Annotated in this window: 16 protein-coding genes; 2 read left to right on the forward strand and 14 right to left on the reverse strand. The window is 57.7% G+C overall.

Annotated elements, in window-relative coordinates; translation table 11 throughout:
• Positions 1 to 37: 37 nt before the first annotated feature.
• The 7 genes from HNQ36_RS02135 to coxB all read right to left on the reverse strand — a co-directional run bounded on the left by HNQ36_RS02135 (position 38) and on the right by coxB (position 5,370).
• A complete protein-coding gene (locus HNQ36_RS02135) occupies positions 38 to 460 on the reverse strand; it encodes a c-type cytochrome (RefSeq protein ID WP_184082301.1) in 423 nt (140 codons plus the stop codon).
• A 70-nt stretch (positions 461 to 530) separates the two neighbouring features.
• A complete protein-coding gene (locus HNQ36_RS02140) occupies positions 531 to 824 on the reverse strand; it encodes a GYD domain-containing protein (protein ID WP_184082302.1) in 294 nt (97 codons plus the stop codon).
• A gap of 33 nt (positions 825 to 857) precedes the next feature.
• Positions 858 to 1,238, reverse strand: coding sequence for a cytochrome C oxidase subunit IV family protein (locus HNQ36_RS02145; RefSeq protein ID WP_184082303.1), 381 nt, complete (start codon positions 1,236 to 1,238; stop codon positions 858 to 860).
• 9 nt (positions 1,239 to 1,247) lie between these two features.
• Positions 1,248 to 1,973, reverse strand: coding sequence for a heme-copper oxidase subunit III family protein (locus HNQ36_RS02150; protein ID WP_184082304.1), 726 nt, complete (start codon positions 1,971 to 1,973; stop codon positions 1,248 to 1,250).
• 9 nt (positions 1,974 to 1,982) lie between these two features.
• The gene (locus HNQ36_RS02155) at positions 1,983 to 2,687 is read right to left on the reverse strand and encodes a cytochrome c oxidase subunit 3 (RefSeq protein WP_184082305.1); all 705 of its coding nucleotides are present in this window, start codon (positions 2,685 to 2,687) and stop codon (positions 1,983 to 1,985) included.
• Positions 2,684 to 4,459, reverse strand: coding sequence for a cytochrome c oxidase subunit I (ctaD, locus tag HNQ36_RS02160; RefSeq protein ID WP_184082306.1), 1,776 nt, complete (start codon positions 4,457 to 4,459; stop codon positions 2,684 to 2,686). Before ctaD ends, HNQ36_RS02155 begins: the two co-directional genes overlap by 4 nt.
• A gap of 77 nt (positions 4,460 to 4,536) precedes the next feature.
• Positions 4,537 to 5,370, reverse strand: a complete 834-nt coding sequence (gene coxB / locus HNQ36_RS02165) for a cytochrome c oxidase subunit II (protein WP_184082307.1) — start codon at positions 5,368 to 5,370, stop codon at positions 4,537 to 4,539.
• A 572-nt stretch (positions 5,371 to 5,942) separates the two neighbouring features.
• Here coxB and HNQ36_RS02170 point away from each other — a divergent pair.
• Positions 5,943 to 6,845 carry a DUF2189 domain-containing protein gene (locus HNQ36_RS02170; RefSeq protein WP_046830141.1) on the forward strand — a complete coding sequence of 301 codons (903 nt, stop codon included), beginning with the start codon at positions 5,943 to 5,945 and terminating at the stop codon, positions 6,843 to 6,845.
• A 118-nt stretch (positions 6,846 to 6,963) separates the two neighbouring features.
• On the opposite strand, the gene HNQ36_RS02175 is transcribed toward HNQ36_RS02170, so the two are convergent.
• Entirely contained in the window at positions 6,964 to 7,506 is a 543-nt protein-coding gene (locus tag HNQ36_RS02175; protein ID WP_184082308.1) for a TetR/AcrR family transcriptional regulator, read from the reverse strand.
• A gap of 158 nt (positions 7,507 to 7,664) precedes the next feature.
• Here HNQ36_RS02175 and HNQ36_RS02180 point away from each other — a divergent pair, with 158 nt between their 5' ends.
• Positions 7,665 to 8,900 carry an MFS transporter gene (locus tag HNQ36_RS02180; RefSeq protein ID WP_184082309.1) on the forward strand — a complete coding sequence of 412 codons (1,236 nt, stop codon included), beginning with the start codon at positions 7,665 to 7,667 and terminating at the stop codon, positions 8,898 to 8,900.
• A 29-nt stretch (positions 8,901 to 8,929) separates the two neighbouring features.
• Here the strand turns inward: HNQ36_RS02180 and HNQ36_RS02185 are convergent, their stop codons facing one another.
• The 6 genes from HNQ36_RS02185 to HNQ36_RS02210 all read right to left on the reverse strand — a co-directional run bounded on the left by HNQ36_RS02185 (position 8,930) and on the right by HNQ36_RS02210 (position 20,517).
• Positions 8,930 to 10,552 carry an ABC-F family ATP-binding cassette domain-containing protein gene (locus tag HNQ36_RS02185; RefSeq protein WP_184082310.1) on the reverse strand — a complete coding sequence of 541 codons (1,623 nt, stop codon included), beginning with the start codon at positions 10,550 to 10,552 and terminating at the stop codon, positions 8,930 to 8,932.
• Between the two features lie 103 nt (positions 10,553 to 10,655).
• On the reverse strand, positions 10,656 to 13,229 hold the full coding sequence (locus HNQ36_RS02190; RefSeq protein ID WP_184082311.1) for a putative Ig domain-containing protein: 2,574 nt from the start codon (positions 13,227 to 13,229) through the stop codon (positions 10,656 to 10,658).
• A gap of 33 nt (positions 13,230 to 13,262) precedes the next feature.
• Positions 13,263 to 14,831: a GNAT family N-acetyltransferase gene (locus tag HNQ36_RS02195; RefSeq protein WP_184082312.1), complete on the reverse strand. Its 1,569-nt coding sequence runs from the start codon at positions 14,829 to 14,831 to the stop codon at positions 13,263 to 13,265.
• A gap of 82 nt (positions 14,832 to 14,913) precedes the next feature.
• The gene (locus HNQ36_RS02200) at positions 14,914 to 16,272 is read right to left on the reverse strand and encodes an HlyD family type I secretion periplasmic adaptor subunit (protein ID WP_184082313.1); all 1,359 of its coding nucleotides are present in this window, start codon (positions 16,270 to 16,272) and stop codon (positions 14,914 to 14,916) included.
• 65 nt (positions 16,273 to 16,337) lie between these two features.
• Positions 16,338 to 18,518: a type I secretion system permease/ATPase gene (locus tag HNQ36_RS02205; protein WP_184082314.1), complete on the reverse strand. Its 2,181-nt coding sequence runs from the start codon at positions 18,516 to 18,518 to the stop codon at positions 16,338 to 16,340.
• A 61-nt stretch (positions 18,519 to 18,579) separates the two neighbouring features.
• The gene (locus tag HNQ36_RS02210) at positions 18,580 to 20,517 is read right to left on the reverse strand and encodes a hypothetical protein (protein ID WP_184082315.1); all 1,938 of its coding nucleotides are present in this window, start codon (positions 20,515 to 20,517) and stop codon (positions 18,580 to 18,582) included.
• Between the last annotated feature and the right edge of the window lie 51 nt (positions 20,518 to 20,568).

Raw genomic sequence — 20,568 nt, forward strand, 5'->3', positions numbered from 1 at the left:
CAACGCAAGCCGCATTTGCCGATCATTCATTTCGCGATCATTGAGCCTTCGCCAGCTTTGCTCCGCCGGAAGCTACCTCTGCTTTCTTTCCGCTGGAATCGAACTGCTTGAGGTAGGCGATGATATCCTCAACCTGCTGCGGATTCTTCAAGCCCGTGAAAATCATCTTGGTCCCGGGTATCTTGGCCTTCGGGTCCTTGATGTACTCGCGGAAGGTTGCTTCATCCCAGGTGATGCCGGAATTTTTGTTGGCAGGCGAATAGTTGAAACCGTCAATCGTCCCGGACTTGCGCCCGAACAATCCGTTGAGCAGAGGACCGACCGCATTCTTCGCAGTCTCGCCGACCTGGTGGCACGCCTTACACTGGGCAAAAACTTTCTCTCCCGCCGCCGCGTCCTGGGCGGAGGCGGAGACGGTCGAGAGGAATCCTGCTGCGATGGCGAAAACAAAAATGCGCATGCGACCACTCCACGGCTGACAGCCAAAATGGCTGATAAAGTCAGATCTGAACGAGCGTGTTGTTGGCGAGTTAGCCCAGTGACGTGATGATTTCCCGGTAAGCAGCCTCAGGGAACGCCTTCAACGTGCGCGTCCGGATGTTACCCATCATTCCAAGCTGCAGGTTGAAACGCGCAGCGACTGCATCGTCCGGGGCTTCATAAATCGCGACGATGTCGTAGTCGCCCATGGTCAGGAAAAACAGTTTAAACTCGCCGTCCATATCCTTGAGGGCTTTCTTCGCCGCGTCCAAACGACGTGGCGACTCCTTCACGCTTTGAACGCCTTTGTCGGTCCAGTTTGCAAGCATGACATAGGTGGTCATGGCAGTCCTCCCTGCGCACGAGGCCCCCCGCTTCTACGCTCCTGACTTGAAGAAAACGATCCGGGTCAGCAGCGTGTAATCCGACTCAAGCACCATGATGGCCACGAAGACCAACAGCGCCAGTGGTGGAAGCAGAATGGCATAACTCAATGCCAGCCGCTCCCAGGCCATATGCATGAAGACGGCGACGATCAAACCGGCCTTCGCAACCATGAACAGCAGGATCAGCGACCAGCGCAGATATCCGTGAACGCCAAAGTAATCGACGAGATACGAACAGGCGCTGAGGATAAACAGCCATCCCCAGACGACAAGGTACAGCTTGATAGGATGTTGCTGTCCCTCGGCATGCGAGGTTGCCGACGTGGTCGGATGCGCTGCCTGAGATACTCCGTTCATCGTGACTTCGGCCATGCCGTCACCTCACCAAAGATAGAAGAAGGCAAAGATAAACACCCACACCAGATCGACGAAGTGCCAGTACAGTCCGGTGATTTCGACGATTTCGTATTGTCCCTTCCGGCTCGTGAAAAAGCCGCGCCGCTCAGTATCAAAGTCCCCCCGCCAGACCTTTCGCGCGATGATGATCAAAAAGATCACGCCGATGGTCACGTGAGTGCCGTGGAAACCCGTGATCATGAAGAAGCTCGCGCCGAATTGCGCCGCCCCCCACGGGTTTTCCCACGGCCGGGCGCCTTCTGTGATCAGCTTGGTCCACTCGAAAGCTTGCATGCCAACGAACATTGCACCAAACACAGCGGTCACCAGCATCAGTATCGCAGTTTTGCGGCGATCCCGGCGATAGCCGTAGTTGACCGCCATCGCCATGGTTCCGCTGCTGCTGATCAGGACAAAAGTCATGATCGCTATCAGGATCAGCGGCATGTGATGTCCTGCGATCTCCAGGGCGAACACCTCACTTGGGTTCGGCCAAGGCACCGTCGTCGACATGCGCGCCGTCATATACGACAGCAGGAAGCAGCCGAAAATAAAGGTGTCGCTGAGGAGAAAGATCCACATCATGGCCTTGCCCCACGAGACATCCTTGAACGCGCGCTGATCCGAAGACCAGTCGGCGGCGATGCCTCGCAGCCCTGCAGGCCGCGCTCGGGTTTGTTGTCCGGCGTTTGTCAGCGCAGTTTCAGCCATTGCGCGCTCCTAGGTCAGCAACTGGCGGCAGATGGCGGCAAAATCGTCCGCCCAGCCCGTCAGCAGCGCAAGCAGGATCAGCCAAACCAGAAGCAGGAAGTGCCAGTACATGGTGCACAGTTCCACGCTCAGACGCAGCCGCGAAACTTCCACACCGCGCCATGCCTTCGTGGTGGTTCTGCCCAGCACCGCGAGGCCGCCGAGTACATGCAGCCCATGAACTGCAGTGATGAGATAGAAGAATGCATTGGCCGGATTTGCCGCCAGAAGGTAGCCGGCGGCGTTGAGCTGCTGCCACGCCAGAAGCTGACCAATCACAAATACTACAGAGGAAACACCTCCCGCAAGCAGACCAATCAGCACATTGTCGCTGTCATCCCGGCGTGCGGCGACCTGCGCCCATTGCAGCGCCGCGCTGCTCACGATCAGAACGCCGGTGTTGAACCACAACAGCTTGGGCACGGGCAGCGAGCGCCAATCAGTCAATTCCATGCGCATGGAGTACGCACTGATAAAGAGCGCGAACAGCGAGCCGACGACCGCGAGAAACACACCCAGCCCAATTTTTGCCGGCGGTAGCAACGAAGCGCCTCCACCAGGAAAATCGCCGATAGCCCCTTCCTCCAGCCAGGGCTTCGCCGCCAGCCGTTGCTGCGAGAGCCACCATCCCGCAATGGCCGCCAGTCCAGCCATGAACAGGATGATCGCGGTCATGAATGAACTCCCTGCCCCGTCAACGCGGATGGCGGCTCATTCTGCGGGATGAAATCCCGCGCAGCTCCCGGAACGCTGTAATCGTAAGCCCAGCGATACACGACGGGGAGCTCCTTGCCCCAATTGCCATGCGCCGGCGGAGTTTCCGGTGTTTGCCACTCCAGCGTGGTGGCTTTCCACGGATTCCCGCCCGCCTCTTTCCCTTTGCGCAGGCTCCAGAACATATTGAACACGAACACAAGTTGAGCGAAGCCGACGATCAAGGCCGCCACGCTCATGAACGCGTTCAGGTCGTGCGCGGATGCAGGGACGAAAGCCGTATCGCCAATATCGTGATAGCGGCGCGGTACACCCAACAGGCCGAGATAGTGCATGGGGAAGAAAATTGCATAGGCTCCGAGGAACGTGACCCAGAAATGGAACTTGCCCATCCAATCGTTGAGCATCCGTCCAGTGACTTTCGGATACCAATGATAGATCGCGCCAAACACGACCATGATCGGCGCCACGCCCATCACCATATGGAAATGAGCGACGACAAACATCGTGTCGGATAGCGGAACGTCGACGACGACGTTGCCAAGGAACAGGCCGGTCAACCCGCCGTTGACAAAGGTGACAATGAAGCCCAGCGCGAACAGCATCGGCACTGTCAGATGGATATCGCCGCGCCACAGAGTCAGTACCCAGTTATAGACCTTGATAGCTGTCGGGATGGCGATGATCAGCGTTGTCGTTGCGAAGAAGAATCCGAATTTCGGATTCATGCCGCTGACATACATATGGTGCGCCCACACCACGAAGCTCAGCGCGCCAATTCCGACGATCGCCCACACCATCATGCGATAGCCGAAAATATTCTTTCTCGCATGGGTACTGATGAGATCCGAGACAATTCCAAACGCCGGCAGCGCAACGATATAGACCTCGGGATGGCCGAAGAACCAGAACAGGTGCTGAAACAACAGCGGGCTGCCGCCGCCGTACTTCATCTGCTGGCCCATCTCCACGAGTGTGGGCATGAAGAAGCTGGTGCCGAGAAGCCGGTCCAGAAGCATCATCACGGACGCGACGAACAACGCTGGAAAAGCGAGCAGCGCCATGACTGTCGCCGTGAAAATTCCCCACACCGTCAGCGGCATGCGCATCAGCGTCATTCCGCGCGTGCGAGCCTGCAGCACGGTCACCACGTAGTTCAAACCGCCCATGGTGAATCCGACAATGAACAGGATCAGCGACAACAACATCATGATGATGCCCGCTTCCTGCCCCGGCGTGCCGGAGAGAACTGCCTGCGGCGGGTACAACGTCCATCCGGCGCCGGTCGGACCACCGGGAACGAAGAAAGTCGCAACCAGCACCAGCACAGCAAGCAGATAAATCCAGTAACTCAGCATGTTCGCGTACGGGAACACCATGTCGCGCGCGCCCACCATCAGCGGGATGAGGTAGTTTCCGAAGCCGCCCAGAAACACCGCAGTGAGCAGGTAAATCACCATGATCATGCCGTGCATGGTGATGAACTGGAGATATTGGCTTGGGTCGATAAACGAGAACGTGCCGGGGAATCCGAGCTGCAGCCGCATCAGCCACGAGAGCACCAGCGCGACCATTCCGATCGCCATCGCGGTGAGCGAATACTGTATGGCGATGACTTTGGCATCCTGAGAGAAGACGTACTTCGTCCACCAGCTGTGCGGATGATAAAGATCGACCTCTCCCACCTCAGCCGGCGGAATGCGTGCAATGACGTCAGACGGGACATCAACCATCGAAATGTCCTCCTTGGTCTTCCTCTCGTCGGAGAAGAGTTCGCCTCACGATATGCGGCGTTTCTTCATCGATATTTTCATTCACTGCCTGTCGTGTAAGTCGCCTTCATAATGTTGCGCGGACCAGACAGTTCCGCGAAAGTCTGCTGCTGCTCCAGCCACGCCCGATAGTCTTTCTCTTCCTGAACGATGACCTTGCCCCGCATCTGCGAGTGCGCGAGGCCGCAAAGCTCCGCGCAGAGAACCTCGAACGTTCCCGTCCGCGTGGGGGTGAACCAGAAGTAAGTGACCGAACCAGGCACCATATCCATTTTAGCGCGGAACTCCGGCACATAGAAATTGTGCAGGACATCGATCGATCGCAGCAGCACCTTGACCGGCTTGCCGATTGGCAGGTGCAGGTCGCCGTTCTCGATCACGATGTCGTCCTGTCCGGCGGAGTCTTTGGGATTCAAACCCAAAGGATTTTCAGCGCTGACGTTGCTGGCGTCGGACGTCCCCATGCGGCCGTCCTTGCCTGGCAGCCGGTAGCTCCAGCGCCACTGCTGACCCATGACCTCGATCTCGGTCGCATCCGCAGGGACTGTCACGAACTGATGCCAGACGACAAGACCGGGCGCCAACATCGCTCCGACGCCAACGGCGGTTCCGATTGTGAGCCACCATTCGAGCTTTTTGTTTTCCGGCTCGTAGGCTGCCTTCCTGCCTTCCTTGTGATGAAAGCGGTAAACGCAATAGGCCATGAAGGCGACGACGGCGAAAAAGACGGCACCCGTGATCCAGAAGGTCATGGTGATGGTGTCGTCGATGTAACTCCAGTTTGAGGCAATCGGCGTCCACCACCATGGACTCCACAGATGGAACGCCACCGAGGCGACCGCGACCAAAAGAAATATGAGCGCTACAGCCATCCCTTGTTCATCCTTGCCTCTAGAGGCTACGGACTTTAAGGGGCATGGATCATGTCGACATCGGATGGCATGCCTGAAGCTAGCCACCGCAATGCTGGCCGCCTTGCCCCCTTAACCGGTCGCAACGTTGAACTCGACATTAAGTGGTTCAAGTCGGTCGGGTTCAATTCAGCGAGATGTTGCGATCGCTGGTGTCATCGAACTATGGGCATTACCACTACAGGATGTTCCTCGGTGGGCTTGGTTGTCAATAGACCGGCTTAGGCGAGCGGACGCCGTGAGCAACTTGTTGAGACATTCACGTGTCGTCGCCGCGCGATACCGCATCGCAATCTAGAAGACTACGCCGCATCAGACTCAGACAAGGGAACCCAAGGCTACTGGGAAGATGTTTTGCAGATGCACAATCGATCTAACAGCGCGTGCTATTCTTCCCGGATTGCGTTATACTTGCCCTACAGGTCGCGCCCTGTTTCGGATTCTATCGCGACTTCTGCGCACGAAGGCGATTGAACGCCGCTCCAAAAGTGACGCCCAATCTCGCCGGTGCTAATGCATGGGAGATTGTGACCATGGCCACACCGTACTCCGACAACATTCCGCAGGTTGTATCTGATCTTGTCGCCACCCCTGTTGTTCGCAACATCGGCTTCTCCGATTTACGTGAAGCCTTGCGGCTGGGCTGGGAGGACTTCAAGGCGATTCCAAGCCACGCAATCATCCTGTGCATCATCTATCCCGTACTGGGTCTTGTGATCGCCAGAACGGTGTTGGGCTATTCGGTATTGCCACTCCTGTTTCCGCTGGCGGCGGGCTTCGCATTGATTGGCCCCTTTGCGGCTCTTGGCCTTTATGAACTCAGCCGCCGCCGCGAACGCGGTGAAGAACCCTCTGCCTGGCATGCATTCGGCGTACTGAGATCGCCATCGTTCGGAGCCATGCTCGGACTTGGTGTGATCCTGCTCATCCTGTTCGTGGTTTGGGTCGCCACCGCGGATTCGATTTACGTTGCCATCTTCGGCAATACGCCCGCCGCAAGCATTCCCGACTTCGCCTCACGCATTTTTACGACAAGTGAAGGACTGAAGCTGATGATTGTGGGATGCAGCGTCGGCTTCCTGTTCGCTGTTATCGCCTTGTGTATCAGCGTCGTGGCGTTTCCACTGATGCTCGACCGGCACGCGAATACGACCGATGCAATCCGAACCTCGCTACAGGTCGTTATGAAGAACCCGATTGCCATGGCAACGTGGGGCCTGATTGTTGCGGCGCTGTTGGTGATCGGGTCAATTCCGTTGTTCCTCGGTCTCGCCGTCGTCCTGCCCGTACTCGGTCATGCCACATGGCATCTTTATAGGAAGGTGCTCGAGCCAGACCCACATCCTTGGCAGGAACCTCCGCACCCGCCCAAAGGACGGCGCTATGCGGCAGACTTTCCCGCCTCGCTTCTCCCTTGGGGACGCGACAAGCCGTAGAACGAAGCGAATACTGAGACGAAAATCCATCCTCGCGCGCTAAGCGCTCGCGAGGATGTTCTGTCGAAAAGCCCGTCGCGCAATGCTTCGCCGACAGATTGTGGTGCAGCCTTCCTGACTATGCGTCGGGCAATTTGACGCCCGCATTCACCAGCAAAAGTCGAGCCATATCCTGCGCCGCTTTGGCAACCGAGCGATCACGCAGGACGAGGTTCTGCGCAATCGCACCATCGACAAGGACAGCCAGTTGCGTCGCCAGAAGCTCGGGATTCTCCACCCCAAGTTTGGTGACCTGATCGCAGAACCACTGGCGTCGGCTTTCCTTGAAGGCCTTGGAGATCTTCCTCACCTGCGGATCGGTCGCGCCCACCTCGGTCACGGCGTTGACGAAGGGACAGCCGCGCACGTCCTTGCTGGCAAATCCGCGCTCAAGCCTCTCGAACGAACGCAGGATTTGTTCGGCAGGCGGTCGGTCCGACGGCGGGATCGTCGAGAACCGGCCCTTGAGATAGGCGGCGACAAGCTGATCCTTGGACGGAAAATGGTTATAGAGGGTACGTTTGCTGATGCCGATTTCAGCTGCGATGGTATCCACCCCTACTGCCCGAATCCCCTGCAGATGAAACAACCGATCGGCGGTTTCGAGAATCCGCTGCTTCATCGGCTGTTTCTCGGGCTGTTTCTGAGATGACGGCATATGTCATGGACCGGGGTTTATCGCTGCTTGACAGCGTAAAACTTCGGCCCCAATCTAGTTACACAGGTCGGTGTAATCAACCGGCTTGCAGCGTAAAATAGAACAAGAAAAGGACGCTACCAATGAATGCGCTGCAAGCACTCCGTCCCGCTTTCCCTATCCTGTTCGGCGCATCGTTGATGCTCACCCTGAGTATGGGTATCAGGCAGAGCCTCGGCATTTTCATGCAACCGCTGACACAGGATGTCGGCATCTCGATCTCCGAGTTCACGCTAGCCATCGCAATCCAGAACCTGGCGTGGGGCTTCACTCAGCCGATTGCGGGTGCCTATGCAGCACGCTTCGGATTTCGGCCCATCATGCTGATCGGTGCGGGACTTTACATTGCCGGCCTCATCCTCATGGTGATCGCTCAGGGTTTTCTCAGCATCATGATCGGCGCCGGCATTCTGATCGGCACATCGCTGTCCTGTATCGCTTCGTCGGTGAGCATGGCGGTAGCGGCACGTGCCGTTGCGGCACCATCGCGCAGTCTGGTCCTCGGTATCGTATCTGCTGCAGGATCGCTGGGCGCACTGATCGCCGCGCCGCTTGGTCAGGCACTGAATCAGGAATATGGCTGGCGCTTTGGCGTTGCCGGTTTCGTGATCCTGTCACTGGCGCTGATCCCCGCAACATGGTTTGCCGGAAAAGTGGACAAGGTCCCGCTTCCTGCGGCGACCTCAACGGACATGGACAGTATCTCAGCGAAGACCGCCGTTGGCCGCGCGTTTGGCAACGCTTCCTTCATCGTGATGACGGGGGCCTATTTCGTCTGCGGAATGCAGCTCGTGTTTCTCACGACACACCTTCCAACCTATCTCGCAATCTGTGGCATGGACCCGATGTTGAGCGCCCAGACGCTCGGCGTGATCGGCGGCTTCAATGTGCTCGGCAGCCTGTTCTTCGGCTGGGCAGGCGGCAGATGGAATAAGCTCGCGCTGCTCGGCGGAATCTATTTTTCGCGGTCTCTGATTCTGGCGTGGTACTTCATGCAGACGCCAACGACCACCACGACCCTGATCTTCGCTGCCTTGATGGGCTTTCTGTGGCTTGGCGTCGGCCCGCTGGTTGCGGGTGCAATCGTTGAGATGTTCGGATTGAAATGGCAGGCGATGATTAGCGGCCTTGCATTCATGAGTCATCAGCTCGGCAGCTTCCTCGGCGCGCTTGGCGGCGGCCTGATTTACGACTCGCTTGGCTCCTACACCCTGGCGTGGCAGGTCGGCGTAGCCATAGGCCTGACGGCTGGCATCATCCAGATTGCGTTTGCGCTGATACGACCATCCGAACCACCGCTGGCTCTGCGGACGACATAGTTCGGAGTCGGTGAACGAATCCGGTTAATTCAGCTCCGCAGGCCGGGAGCCTCGTGGCCGGTGCGTGCGACATACTCCGTATATCCGCCGCCATACTGGTGAATGCCCTCGGGCGTCAGTTCCAGCACCCGGTTCGACAGCGCGGCCAGGAAATGCCGGTCGTGCGAGACGAACAGCATGGTGCCCTCGTACTGGGACAGCGCCGTGATGAGCATTTCCTTCGTCGCCATGTCGAGGTGGTTGGTGGGTTCGTCCAGCACCAGGAAGTTCGGCGGGTCAAACAGCATCTTCGCCATGACAAGCCGTGCCTTCTCGCCGCCAGAAAGCACGCGGCATCTCTTCTCGACATCGTCGCCCGAGAATCCGAAGCAGCCGGCCAGCGCTCGCAGCGAACCCTGCCCCGCCTGCGGAAACGAATACTCCAGCTCTTCAAACACGGTGCGTTCGCCGTCGAGCAAATCCATCGCGTGCTGGGCGAAGTAGCCCAGCTTCACGCTGCCTCCCACGGCCACCGTTCCGTCATCCGGCTCGGTCGAGCCAGTCACAAGCTTCAGCAGCGTGGATTTTCCAGCGCCATTTATTCCCATCACGCACCAGCGTTCCCTGCGGCGGATCTGGAAATCCAGCCCGTCGTAGATGCTCCGGCTGCCATAGCCTTTGTGGACGTTCTTCAGGCTGACGACATCCTCGCCCGATCGCGGCGCCGGCAGGAAGTCGAACGCGACCGTCTGGCGCCGCTTGGGCGGTTCGACCCGCTCGATCTTGTCCAGCTTCTTCACGCGGCTCTGAACCTGCGCGGCGTGGGACGCGCGCGCCTTGAACCGCTCGATGAACTTGATTTCCTTGGCAAGCATCGCCTGCTGACGCTCGAACTGGGCCTGCTGCTGCTTTTCGCTCAGCGCACGCTGCTGTTCGTAGAACTCGTAGTTGCCGGAGTAGGACGTCAAGCCGCCGCCGTCGATCTCCACCACCTTGGTGACGATGCGGTTCATGAACTCGCGATCGTGCGACGTCATCAGCAGCACGCCCTCGTAGCCTTTCAGGAATTCCTCCAGCCAGATCAGGCTCTCCAGATCCAGATGGTTGCTCGGTTCGTCGAGCAGCATCGCATCGGGGCGCATCAGGAGAATGCGGGCCAGCGCCACGCGCATCTTCCAGCCGCCCGACAATGCACCGACGTCCCCATCCATCATCTCCTGGCTGAAACTCAGGCCTGAGAGAACTTCGCGCGCCCGGCCCTCGAGCGCATAGCCGTCCAGTTCCTCGAACCGATGCTGCACCTCGCCGTAGCGCTCGATGATGCTGTCCATCTCGTCTGCCCGGTCCGGATCCGCCATGGCGGCTTCCAGTTCCCTCAACTCGGTGGCGACAGCGCTCACCGGGCCGGCCCCATCCATCACCTCGGACACGGCGCTACGGCCGGACATCTCGCCGACATCCTGGCTGAAGTAGCCGATGGTCACCCCGCGGTCGACGGCGACCTGGCCCTCATCGGGCAATTCACGGCCTGTGATCATCCGGAACAGCGTCGTCTTGCCTGCTCCGTTAGGACCCACCAATCCGACCTTCTCTCCCCTCTGGAGCGCTGCGGAAGCCTCAATAAAGAGAATCTGGTGGCCATTTTGCTTGCTGATATTGTCGAGACGAATCATATGCGCACGGGACCCGGAACAAGAAGTTTCGGCCGTGCTTTAAGCCATGTAGCGCATCAACGGAAGAGTGTTCCGGGCCGCCCCAGCGCCCTTAAATACCCGGCTAAACCAGGTGGAAATCGCTCTGATGCTTATGAAGTTCCACCGATGAGCTGAGCCGGGTGGTCCCCTGTTCGTCATGCGTGGTGAAAAAATCAAAGCTCGTCATCACGTGAACGAGAGCAGCCACATCAGGCCCGTCCCCGGACCACGATCTTACGGTCTGTATCAGATCGGAGGTTGAGCGTGCCTCGTGATCCGCGTCGCGGCCAAAATTCGATCTGAAAACGAAATGGTCCCCGCTCGGAGTATCGCGCTGATGTCCGGAACTGCTGTTCCATGAGAACGCCACGTTGTGACTGGTCACAAAGGAGCTATGACTATGGTGTGACGAACTCGTCTGGCTTGAATGTTCGGTGACGGTGCGGGACCAGCCCGTATCCGTAAAGCTCGAACGATCAGAATCAAAGTTCGTCGGAGCAGGTGTATGGGTTGATCCGTGCGCTCGTGCATCGTTCGCGCTGCTGTCGTGGGCACCGTTCGATGATACTTGATATGAAGTGTGCTCGCCGGAAGACGATGCAACTTCTCTTGACGACAACGAGCTTTCATCACTCTCCCGCATGGAGCCGCGGGAGCACTTTTCACCGCAATCGGCGGAATCGGATTTCCTCACTTCGGAATTATGACGGCCCTGACTCTCGTCGTTGGCAGTGTTGTCGCCGGCTTCTGCTGCCGCCGGATCGCGGCTGAGATCAGAGTCATTTGAGGCGATCGCTCCGTTTAAACCGTCATCGTGGTGATGATGATCATGATGGTGGTGGTGGTGATGATGACTGTCTGCAATGACAAGATCGAACTGATCGACGGCCGTGGCATTGTGCTCATCGCTTGCGACGACCTTGATATGAAGAACACATTCCTCGCCCTTGGGCGGTGTTCCCGAAAACGTCATCGTCACCGGATCGAACGTGAGCCAGCCAGGAAGCGGCTCACCATTCGCCAGCATCGCACGGTAGCTCAACGTATCGTTGGCATCGAGATCGGCAAATACACAGGCCGGAATGACATACTCGAATCTGCAGCCTTCCCGTACGCGCTGGTCCGGAATCGCGTGCTCGACAGTTGGCCGGTCGTTCAGCCCGTTGATGGTAAGAGTCAGTGTTTCTGGAACAACAGATGTTCCGGGTTGGCTATCAAAGCCGATCGTATAGATCGCTGATTCCCCAACGCCCAGAAATGCAAATCGGCTCGCGTCATAGGTCACGACGCCGGTTGCGGGATCGATCCGCACCAACTCGTCGAGATTGACCCCCTGAGGTGGCGGCACCGTGCTCTCAACACCGGTAATAGTGCCCGTGCCCGATACATAACGTCCGGTTGGTTCTCCGATAACCTGACCATCGACTGTGACCGTGACCTGATCGCTAATGGCAAAGTTTCGTTCGACAGGCCCCTGCGACGCCTGGACATCAACGACGTTGGCCACTGCGATTGCACGCACCTCTGGAGGTTCGGGAGCCTCCGGAAAAACCAGAAACTCCTGTAACGCCGCGGTGGCCGGTATGACGGAAAATCCGTTTGCGAGAGCGATCAGCGCGGGCACACCGGACTCGCTGCCCAGCGCGGCAAAGCCCCTGGTGGGATTTGCAAGCGGGTTCACACTGGAACCGGTCCGATCGTTTCCGGGGCCGTCCGGATTATAGTTGGGATAGTAAATCTGAAAGACCTGCTGAATAAGGCTCTTCTCACTTTGGATGTCGGCGAGCGTTTTCAGTTGATCGACGGCGGAGACTGGCTGGCCGGCGCCAAGCGGCGAGACAACCGTCACGAGCCCCGCTTGCGACACCACCCGGATCAGATCGCCGGTTACCTTGTCATAGAGATGAAACGATCCGATTTTTCCGTCCGGCTCCTTGAGCACGGAGAATTTGCTCGGTCCATCGTCCGCGGCGATTTCCACCATGACGGCGGTGCCTCGAATGCCCATCGTTGCAACAGGCGTTTCGACTCGCATATTGCCGAATTTGGCCGTGTGTCCGGCAACGAGGGTGATGGCCCCTTGCACCAGACTTAAAAGCGACGAGTTGGACGATCCATTGGGATCATACGTCATCTCGTCCAGAACAATGCGTGCATTGGACGCAAGACCCAAGGCCGTACCATCGACGAAACTGATTCCAATCGTGGTATCAGGCCCCGTCTGGATGACATCACCTTTGAGAAGTCGGTCGCCCTGTTTCAACTCTACAGGAACACCGTTCCGGGTAATCACCGCGCTGCCGCTCATCTTGACGACATTGCCAACGGCGGGCACTGCGCTCGCGATCTGGTCCGCCTGGGCGTACTGGACTCTTGCCGTCATCGCCTCAACGACCCGTCCCGACAGGCTGGCTCCTTCCGGCGACATTAATGTCGGGCGATCTTCGCCTTTGAAGTATTCCGGAACGGTGACGCTTTCGGTATCGTTGCAAATGATCAAATCGACGCCTGCCCGGCTATAGCTTCCGGAAAACAGCAATTCAGCGCCGACGAAGGCGGCCGCCTGACTTGCCGCAGGAGCCTCATCGCTCGTCGCGAATACAAAGCCGTCTACGACTGACAGCCCGACAAAGTCCTGTATGGTAGCGTTACTCATACGGGTTCTGGCCTCGGCTCCACGTTTCAGTAGCTACAGTGACGCTGCTTCGCCCTGGGCCATTGTGCGATCAGCGACACGCCTTGTTTTCAACTCGCTGCCATTCTTCTTGGTAGCCCTCGCCGTTTGTCCAAGAACAGCGACCAAAGCAGCATTGACCTCATCGATACGGCCAAGCTTGATCAGAATACCTGCGAGGTTTTTGAAGGTATCAGGCAGATCCGGCCTCAGCCGGATAACCTCGCGATAGGCGTGGGCTGCATCCAGATACTGTTCCAGCGCTTCGCATGATTGCGCGAGACAGAGCCACGACTTGTAAGCATCTGGCCTGATCGTGCTCAGAGTCCTGAAAAGCCGCTTTGCTGCGATATGATCGCCCTTGTTGGTAAAGAGTTGGCCAAGCCGATGGATCGCATCAGCATTCTTCGGCTGGACGTTAAGCACTTCACGGTATCCGCGTTCGGCTTCCACGATCTTGCCGGCCTGATGGAGTTCGGTTGCTTGCGCGAGCACGTCCGGGATGGTTCGCGGATCAATCTTGCCGCCGAGGTTCAGCCCACTCTTCGTTCCGACCACGGTGCACCGAATCCGACGCTCCTTCACACCGAATGAATACTTGTAAGGCTCGTTGCCGCGAAGGAAATCGTACTCGGTAAAACCATTGACAATGGCGTAACGAATACTGTGCGCGTGTAGGATGACACCCGGAGGCAGACCGTCAAAGGTTTCATCGCGTCCCGTCATGTAGAACAGGAACGAACGCTTGCGCGAATCCATCAGCGTGGCGAGGGCTGCCAGTGGGCGGTCTTCTTTCCAAAGCGTCGGGAGATACAGAAGATCCGCGTGGAAGCTGCGCGTCAGCATCGCCCGATTTGAGCGCACCAGCGTTTGAGTGAGATCGCCTTTCCGCGGCTTCCATTTCGTCTCCCAGAACTGGAGGAGCGTATTGAGATCCCGCTCGACGGTTTCAGGTGTCGCCACAGTGATACGATACTCACCCGTCGCATCGACCTGCCTGAGCAACCGCCTGATTTTCTGCCTGGTATTCGTGCTCAATGTATCGAGATACGAATCCCAGTCCGGCGGGAGCACTGCGAATGGGCACAGACTGTTGTCAATGCCATCGACTTTTCCGACGCGACTTATCTCACTTGTCTGAAAGTTCGCTTTTGGAAAGTGCGCTAGCAGAAGACGCATCCTGGATTCCGAAACACGGAAGTTCTCGAAATTCAGACGCGACCAATTCAACTGCTTCACGTATCTGGCGAACGCCGGTATCGCCAAATGCTCCGCGCCCGGTGCACACAGGAAGCCTGTATAATCCGCCGCGAAGTTGCCAGCCATATTCAGCTCATTGTGGATACGCCCGTTCTCCGTCTTGGTTTGAATCCGCATCGGAAGAAAGGCGACATACGGCCCGTCCGCCTTGTTATCCATCCTCGCCGCAAGAACAAACCACGGACCGGCGACTTGCCTGAGCCAACCCGAGAGCCATTTCCAGGACATGAAGAGCTGCGCATCCGGATCCGCATCATAAATCGCGTTCCAGTTGTCCTCGACCTTCGCCAGATCGGTCAATGTATCTATGACTTCGATGCGCATCTCATCACCTCGCCTGCGGGTTCATGTCTCGGCCTTTTCTGCTCGATTCTTGCAAACTCTTCCTCTCGGCCCTACGGTTTATTCATCGCTCGCGGAATGCCCGCAACATGCTGTCGTGTATCGGCTTGACGATGTACTGAAAGAACGTCCGTTCCGATGTCTTGATGTAAACTTCCGCTGGCATGCCGGGCGTGGGGCTGAATCCGGGAATGGTTGCCGCCTCCTCGATATTCAGCTTGACGCGGACAATGTAGATATCTGTCGGCCCCATTTGCTGCGATTTCCGCTCGTCCGCCAGCGTATCGGCTGAGAGATAGATCACATCGCCCGAGATCATTGGCGTGATGCGCTGGTTCATCGCGGTCAGGCGAACCGTTGCATGCTGCCCATGCTTCACGCTGTCGATGTCCTGCGGACGCACGCGCGCCTCTATGATGAGTTCATCCTTGAGCGGAAGAATCTCCATGATGCTCTTTCCTGCCTCGATCACGCCGCCCTGCGTGTGATACCTGAGCTTGACGACGACTCCCCTGACAGGGGCGGTGATGCGAATGCGATCGAGAACGCCCTTGGCGTTGAGCATTCGTTCGCGCACATCGACGAGCTCTCCGCGAACCTCATGCATCTGTTCGACCGCGGTTTTGATCGCGGTCTTTTTGACGCCATTGATCTGCTCGAGCGCTCTCGCGATACGCTCCTTGGCATCTCCAATATCGCCCATGATCCGGCCAACCTCTCCTTCGAGGTTCGCCTGCGTACGCTGCAGGATCAGAAGTTCCGGCTTTCGAACCAGTCCCGTCTTGAGCAGGTACTCTTTCGTTTCAACTTCCTCCTCGATAAACTTGATCTGGCGACGAACGCCGTCCAACTGAATCCTTGATCCCTGAATGCGCTCGTTCAGCGCGTTGATGCCCTCCTTTATGCCCGCAATGTCGCTGTTCATGTTGTTCCGGCGAGCCGTAAACGTCAGCCTTTGACTTTCGAGAATTTCCTTCACCTCGGGACCGTCAGAATCCGTCAGTTCTTCGGGGAATGTGATCTCCGGCTGCTCGCGCATTTCGGCGTGAAGCCGAGCGTCGATCGCGGTCAATCGCGTTCGCCGCAGGAACAGCCTGCGTAGTTCGGTGTTCGGCGCGGTGCTATCCAGTTCGACCAAAAGCTGCCCCTGTTCGACCACATCGCCTTCGCGCACGTGGATATCGCGAATAACGCCGCCTTCCAGATGCTGGATGATCTTGTTCTGCCCCGTCGCAACGAAGACGCCAGATGCAACCACCGCGCCGGCTATCGGCGCAGTGTTACCCCAGACGCCAAAGCCCATCACCATGCTGGCCATCACGACAACGCCCGCAATAGTCGGAAACCGCGTCGACCGCGGGAGAGAATCATACCAAGTCACATCCGCAACGGGTGCTTTCGCAGTGAGTTCTTTGCCAGGCATCTCGGCACCTCGATGATCAACTCGCTCGCTTCAAGTGCGCCACAATCCTTGTAACAGGATGTCCACTAAGAGTTCAGCATCGGCGGCCCATCGCCTGGGCCACCGGATCCATTCGGCTTCCGTCCGGTAATCATTGGAATGATATCGTCGCGGGTGCCGAACGCCTTGACCGACCCGTTATGGAGAATCATGATCTTGTCGACGCTCCTCAGCAGCGCGGCGCGCTGCGTAATGGTCACGACGGTGATCCGCTTCTCCTTTGCACGAATGAGCGCCCTGGCGAGCGCACGCTCTCCGTTCGCATCGAGATTGGAATTTGGTTCATCGAGCACCATGAGGCGAGGGTTACCGTAGAACGCGCGTGCCAGCCCGATCCGCTGCCTCTGTCCGCCCGACAACGGGCTCCCATCCATACCAACGACGGTTTCATACCCTTGAGCGAAGTTTGATATCATCTCGTGAACGTCGGCTGTTTCGGCGGCGTCGAATATGTCCTCGTCGATGGCATCCCGGCGCATGCGCGCGATATTCGCCTTGATCGATGCTGGAAAGAGCTGAACGTCCTGAGGCAGATAACCGACGCTTTCTCCGAACTGGCGGGGGTCCCAGTTGCGGAGATCCATCATGTCGAGCCGCACGTTGCCCGCCGTTGGAATGATGGAGCCAACGAGCATGCGCGCAAGCATCGTCTTTCCCGTTCCGGAATCACCCACGATTGCCAGTGATTCGCCTGGCTCCAACTGGAAGCTGATGCCATTCAGGATGACCTTCTTGGTTGGCGGCGGGACGTAGAGAATGCGCTCCACGCTCAGATGCCCCTGGGGACGCGGTAAACGTAGCCGATCAAAATTCAACGGTGAATTCTTCAGGAGTGTTTTCACGCGCCCGTAAGCTGATCGCGCCTGGACAAACCCGCGCCAACCTTCGATCGTGCCTTCCAGCGGAGCCAGCGCCCTGCTGGCCACGATCGAAGCGGCTATAATCATGCCGCTGGTCAACTGGCTTTCCAGCGCGAGCCAGGCGCCCCAGCCAAGGATTGCGATCTGGGTACATAGACGCAGGAACTTCGATACTCCGGTCATGATGATGTTGAGGTCCTGCCCGGCGACCTGTGCTTTCAGCGACTCGACGGTTTCGTGCCCCCAGACCTGAACGCCCTCGGGGATCATTCCCATGGCGTTGATGACCTGCGCGTTGCGCGCCATCGCTTCGGCTTGAAGATTGGCACGAGTCCCGAATGCATTCGCGCGCGTGAAGGGAACCGCGGTGACTCTTTGATTGAGCAACGCGACGCCCATCAACACCACTCCGGATGACAGAACGATCAGGCCAAGATGCGGGTGAATAAGAAACACAACCGCGAAGTATACCGGGGCGACCGGCGCATCGAACATCGTCAGCAAGACCGGGCCGGTAATAAAGGCTCGCAGATGCTGGAGATCTGCCAATGTCTGAAATTCGCGGCTCGATCCACCCTGCGCGGCTTTCGCGGCCGCGCTGAGGACGGGCCCGCCCAGCTTGGCTTCCGTCTCGACTGCAACCCGCATCAGGATGATACGCCGCATCATGTCCATCAGGACGTGCGCAGCTATCGCGACGACGACAATTATCGTCAGCATGACGAGCGTATCCGTGCTCCGGCTCGTCATCACCCGATCCGACATGTTGAAGAGATAGACCGGAATCGCCAGAACCAGGAGATTGACCGCGACGGAGAAGATTCCAACGGTCACAAGATTGCGCCGCGCGTTGGCCAGCCCTTTGCCAAGCACATCGCGGAATTCACTCTCGCTTGAGCGCTTGTGTAACGGTGGGGAACCGCCGCCACCTCCGCCGCCTCCTCCGCTGCCACTGGGAGGATCTCCGCCACCGCCGCCCGTCGCGACGACTGGAACTGAGGCGTTGTTTCCAGCTACGCCACCTTTTTCCGACGTTCGCCCCTCGATTTCTGGATGCGGGGGATTTTTCGCCGTCTCTGGTAGTGGCGAAGCGTCCGACCGTCTGGCGGTGCCGTCCGCAGCCAGCAAAACCTGTCGAATTGCGGCAGCCGAGCCGGCTTGATTCCCTCCCAGCATTGCGGTCTCAGGAGGGATTACCGGCGATGGATGGCTGCCAGACGCATCCTCATGCCGGTGGGGAAACGGAACGACTTCGGCAGTGTAAAGTTTTGCACGCTCTTCATCTGTCAAATGCGCTAGCGAATGATCATCTTCGTCATCAAATTCGTTGTCGCTGCCCCGGGTCATTCCCCCACCCTCCGTCGTCCAATACTTCAGTTCAAAGGTCCGCGCTTTTCTGATTCGGCCATTAATGCATGACGCTTGCAACAGGATCCTCATAGGCAGGCGCGGTCGCTACCGGCTGCGTCGCCGGCGCTTCTTCTTGGTCTTCATTGATGAAAGCGATAAGTTCCGAGACCAGCGACTGCACATCGCCGGTAAGCACTTGATCATCGCCCTCCGGCAGCAGATTAGCCTGTACGAGAATCGTGTCGCCATACACCTCGCCGTTGACGAAAGTATTCGTCGCGCCGACATCGACAATCGCAGCATCGTTGGTGAGAAGGTTCTTGCCGCTTGTCACTGACTGCGAATCGGCGCCGTTAGGATCAAGAGCAAGGGCATCCGCTGAGGGTGGATCGAGAAACTGCATGACGATGTTGACGTCGGTGACGATGTTGGTCTGCCAGATCGCGTTGACGTCGTAATAGTCCCCCGTGATGTACAACACGTTGAAAACGCTGCCGCTACCATCAACGAATTTTCCATAGGATGGATCGAGAGTGGTCGAACCGTTTTGGATCGCCGTAACGAGGCTATTCAGGTTGTTGTTCATCGGCAGGAAATTGTCGTCGCCATAGCTCGCTATTGTCGCCGTGTTAGTCAGTTCGTTCTGGCCCGACACGACAGACTGAGACGGATCTGATCCATCCGCGAGCATCTTGATCGTGTCATTGTTCAACAGAATGTTGTTCTGAAAAATCACATTCATGCCGTGATAGGCACCGGCGACGATGATCAGATCGTAATGAATCGTTCCGTCGAACACCGCGGTCAGATTGCCTTGCTCGTTCCCGCCGCTATACAGCTCGTAATGCGTGTCCGCACTTTTCTGGACGACGATGTCGTTGTCGGACAGATAGTTCAGCTGCACGATTGCGTGCACGCTGTAGTAGTTGCCGTCCACAACATCGACGTTCCATTGCGGCCCGGCGAATGTCGCTTTCAGTTCGGCATAAATCCCGGGATTCTGAATGAAATCGGCAATATTGTCGGTCTTGTTACCACCCTCCGCAACTGGAAACGCGACGCCCCCAGACATCTGGATATGGTCCTGATCCATGATGGAGTTGGTCTGGAAGATCGCGTTTGTCTTGAAGTAGTCGCCCATCACGATCATGGAACGCCCGGATTCGCTCAGGTCGACTATCAGGCTGGCGTTCCAGCTGTCGTTGGCTCCAGTTTCGGCCCATTGCCCGAGACCGTTACCAAGATCCGGCGCAGGTACGGGATCAGGAATCGGCGTCTCGGCCGGCGGCTCAGGTCGAGGTGTCTGAAGCTCGCCGTTCAGATAGTAGCCTGGCTCGACTGAATGCGCGCCCGGTTCACCGTCACGCGAGGCGAAGTCCTCATCGTAGGCTTTGACGAATTCCACAGCTCCCGCGCTGCTTTGAGGCATCAGCCATTCATTTGGGATATGCTCGCTGGCATTGTCCGCCATCTGCTGAAGAATCGCCCCGGTATCGGATGTGAGGCGCGCAAGATCCCCGGCGATATCATCGGCACATGCTCCGACGAGCAGGTTGTCGTCGTCCAACATGAAATTGTACTGATGAATCTGAACCTGAGTCTGCTCGCCGCCATCCTGATACTGAACCGTAATCTTGAATTCGGATCCGCCGCCGCCTCCACCTGACGCTCCGGGAAACTGGAACTGCGGGAGCCGGTCGGACAAATGGGAATCCAGATCCGGCTTTGGCGCCGGCGGGCTCAATGACTTGATCGGGAGGATCCGGGAATGGTGGAGCTCTTCAAGAGGCCCAATGAACGGAGTCAGCAAGCCGTGGCTGTCGAGAGGATTGAAATCAGGGTTGCTTAGGTAATTGGGGCGCGGCGTGATGTAATCGTCTTGCAGGTTGCGGAAAGCTGACTCGTCGTAGCCAATGCGATCCCGCGCAGTGTCATTTATGATCTTCAGATAGCCTGCGAAATGCCAGACTACTTCGGTTACGCCGCCAGGCACCATGGGAGCCTCCTGTGTCAGGCTCGGGGATCGACGATCCCCGGGGCTATTCAC

The organism is Afipia massiliensis (assembly GCF_014203115.1).
Taxonomy (GTDB): Bacteria; Pseudomonadota; Alphaproteobacteria; order Rhizobiales; family Xanthobacteraceae; genus Afipia; species Afipia massiliensis.

What these genes read in the sequence shown, in the direction of transcription:
- HNQ36_RS02185 (WP_184082310.1), bottom strand. Translation starts at nt 10,552, where the DNA reads ATGATTCGTCTCGACAATATCAGCAAGCAAAATGGCCACCAGATTCTC.
- HNQ36_RS02150 (WP_184082304.1), bottom strand. Translation starts at nt 1,973, where the DNA reads ATGGCTGAAACTGCGCTGACAAACGCCGGACAACAAACCCGAGCGCGG.
- coxB (WP_184082307.1), bottom strand. Translation starts at nt 5,370, where the DNA reads ATGGCTGTAGCGCTCATATTTCTTTTGGTCGCGGTCGCCTCGGTGGCG.
- HNQ36_RS02140 (WP_184082302.1), bottom strand. Translation starts at nt 824, where the DNA reads ATGACCACCTATGTCATGCTTGCAAACTGGACCGACAAAGGCGTTCAA.
- HNQ36_RS02175 (WP_184082308.1), bottom strand. Translation starts at nt 7,506, where the DNA reads ATGAAGCAGCGGATTCTCGAAACCGCCGATCGGTTGTTTCATCTGCAG.
- HNQ36_RS02205 (WP_184082314.1), bottom strand. Translation starts at nt 18,518, where the DNA reads ATGACCCGGGGCAGCGACAACGAATTTGATGACGAAGATGATCATTCG.
- HNQ36_RS02195 (WP_184082312.1), bottom strand. Translation starts at nt 14,831, where the DNA reads ATGCGCATCGAAGTCATAGATACATTGACCGATCTGGCGAAGGTCGAG.
- HNQ36_RS02170 (WP_046830141.1), top strand. Translation starts at nt 5,943, where the DNA reads ATGGCCACACCGTACTCCGACAACATTCCGCAGGTTGTATCTGATCTT.
- HNQ36_RS02145 (WP_184082303.1), bottom strand. Translation starts at nt 1,238, where the DNA reads ATGGCCGAAGTCACGATGAACGGAGTATCTCAGGCAGCGCATCCGACC.
- HNQ36_RS02190 (WP_184082311.1), bottom strand. Translation starts at nt 13,229, where the DNA reads ATGAGTAACGCTACCATACAGGACTTTGTCGGGCTGTCAGTCGTAGAC.
- HNQ36_RS02180 (WP_184082309.1), top strand. Translation starts at nt 7,665, where the DNA reads ATGAATGCGCTGCAAGCACTCCGTCCCGCTTTCCCTATCCTGTTCGGC.
- HNQ36_RS02210 (WP_184082315.1), bottom strand. Translation starts at nt 20,517, where the DNA reads ATGGTGCCTGGCGGCGTAACCGAAGTAGTCTGGCATTTCGCAGGCTAT.
- ctaD (WP_184082306.1), bottom strand. Translation starts at nt 4,459, where the DNA reads ATGGTTGATGTCCCGTCTGACGTCATTGCACGCATTCCGCCGGCTGAG.
- HNQ36_RS02155 (WP_184082305.1), bottom strand. Translation starts at nt 2,687, where the DNA reads ATGACCGCGATCATCCTGTTCATGGCTGGACTGGCGGCCATTGCGGGA.
- HNQ36_RS02200 (WP_184082313.1), bottom strand. Translation starts at nt 16,272, where the DNA reads ATGCCTGGCAAAGAACTCACTGCGAAAGCACCCGTTGCGGATGTGACT.
- HNQ36_RS02135 (WP_184082301.1), bottom strand. Translation starts at nt 460, where the DNA reads ATGCGCATTTTTGTTTTCGCCATCGCAGCAGGATTCCTCTCGACCGTC.